This window comes from Alcanivorax sp. HI0083, assembly GCF_001635175.1.
Window position 1 is genome coordinate 1 of the sequence record NZ_LWFX01001750.1, and the last position, 1,465, is coordinate 1,465.

Sequence of the window (1,465 nt, forward strand, 5' to 3'; positions counted from 1 at the left end):
ACTGCATCCGCTCCACCGGGAAACGCATCTGGTTATAGGCACAATCGAAATACACCGGCACCGGCATCACCGGGCGCATGCGCGCAAAGTAATCGGGTTCCGGGTAGGAAAAACGCAACTCACCAATCACATCCAGCCCGGGCACCAGTTTTTCACCCATGAAATGGAAGCTGGAAAACAGGCTTTCCATGATCAGCGGTGCCAAATCACCCAATGCCAACAGCTCGTTGATCTGCATCACGGCCATGTCGCCATCGGTAAAGGTTTCCAGCTGCACCAGGGTGCTGCGGGTACGGAAATATTTCACCGCCAGCTCCAGCGCCTCTCCCAGAGTGGCACTGCTCATGGCCGCATAGCCAAGAAAACCATGGGACGACAGAGTCATGGACGCACCCAGCTCCCAGCCCAGCCAGGGCTCACCGGATAACGCCATAGCCCGTGTCGCCACCACTTCAAAATCCTGGGCGGTGATGCGCGCCTGGGGATCACGCCAGCAACCGGGCTCAATACGGGTGTCTGCCAGCAACGTTTCCGTGGCCACACCGCGTCGGGACAACACATCCAGCAACAACGCCAGATATTCTGCTGATACGGAGTACTCCGTAGGGTCCATTTTTAGAATTGTCATGACTGCATTCCGATTACGCTGCACTGGCCCCAAATGACCGAATAGGCAACCATAGCGTCACCACGCGGTGCTGACAAGTAACTCACGTTTACTTGCCAACAAACCAAGCGCTTGCTAGGTTCCTTCTTTATCTGGATACAGGCTCGGGAGAGAGCAGCATGAGCACACCATCACTAAAAGGGAAAACCCTGTTCATCACCGGCGCCAGCCGCGGCATTGGCAAGGCCATCGGGGTGCGCGCCGCCCGCGACGGCGCCAACATCGTCCTGTTCGCCAAAACCACCGAACCCCACCCGAAACTACCCGGCACCCTGTACACCGCCGCCGAGGAAATTCGTGAAGCCGGTGGTACTCCGCTGGTCTGCGTGGGAGACATTCGTCACGAAGACCAGCTCCAGGCCGCCGTGGACAAGGCTGTCGCCACGTTTGGCGGCATCGATATTCTGGTCAACAATGCCAGTGCCATCGCCCTCACCGGCACCGAAGCCACCAGCATGAAGTCCTATGACCTGATGCACCAGATCAACAGCCGCGGCACCTTTCTCGCCAGCAAGCTGTGCCTCCCTCACCTGCGTAAAGCCGACAACCCTCACATTCTCAACCTGTCTCCACCACTGAACATGACGCCACACTGGTTTGGCCGCCATGTGGCCTACACCATGGCCAAATATGGGATGAGCTTGTGTGTGCTGGGGATGGCCGATGAATACCGGGGCAAAGTCGCAGTGAATGCGCTGTGGCCGAAAACCGTGATCAACACCGCCGCGGTGCAGAATCAGCTCGGTGGCGTACCGGCGGTGCAGGCAGCACGGCAACCGTCCATCATGGCCGATGCCG

At 58.4% G+C, this 1,465-nt stretch carries 2 protein-coding genes; one reads left to right on the top strand and one right to left on the bottom strand.

Annotation, left to right across the window (positions count from 1 at the left end; genetic code table 11):
* Positions 1-628, bottom strand: a 628-nt coding sequence (locus tag A3754_RS25450; RefSeq protein WP_197468873.1) for an AraC family transcriptional regulator, incomplete at its 3' end; no start/stop codon positions are given.
* A 158-nt stretch (positions 629-786) separates the two neighbouring features.
* Between A3754_RS25450 and A3754_RS25455 the strand changes: the two genes are divergently transcribed.
* A partial coding sequence (locus A3754_RS25455; RefSeq protein WP_063521695.1) for an NAD(P)-dependent oxidoreductase occupies positions 787-1,465 on the top strand: 679 nt, incomplete at its 3' end.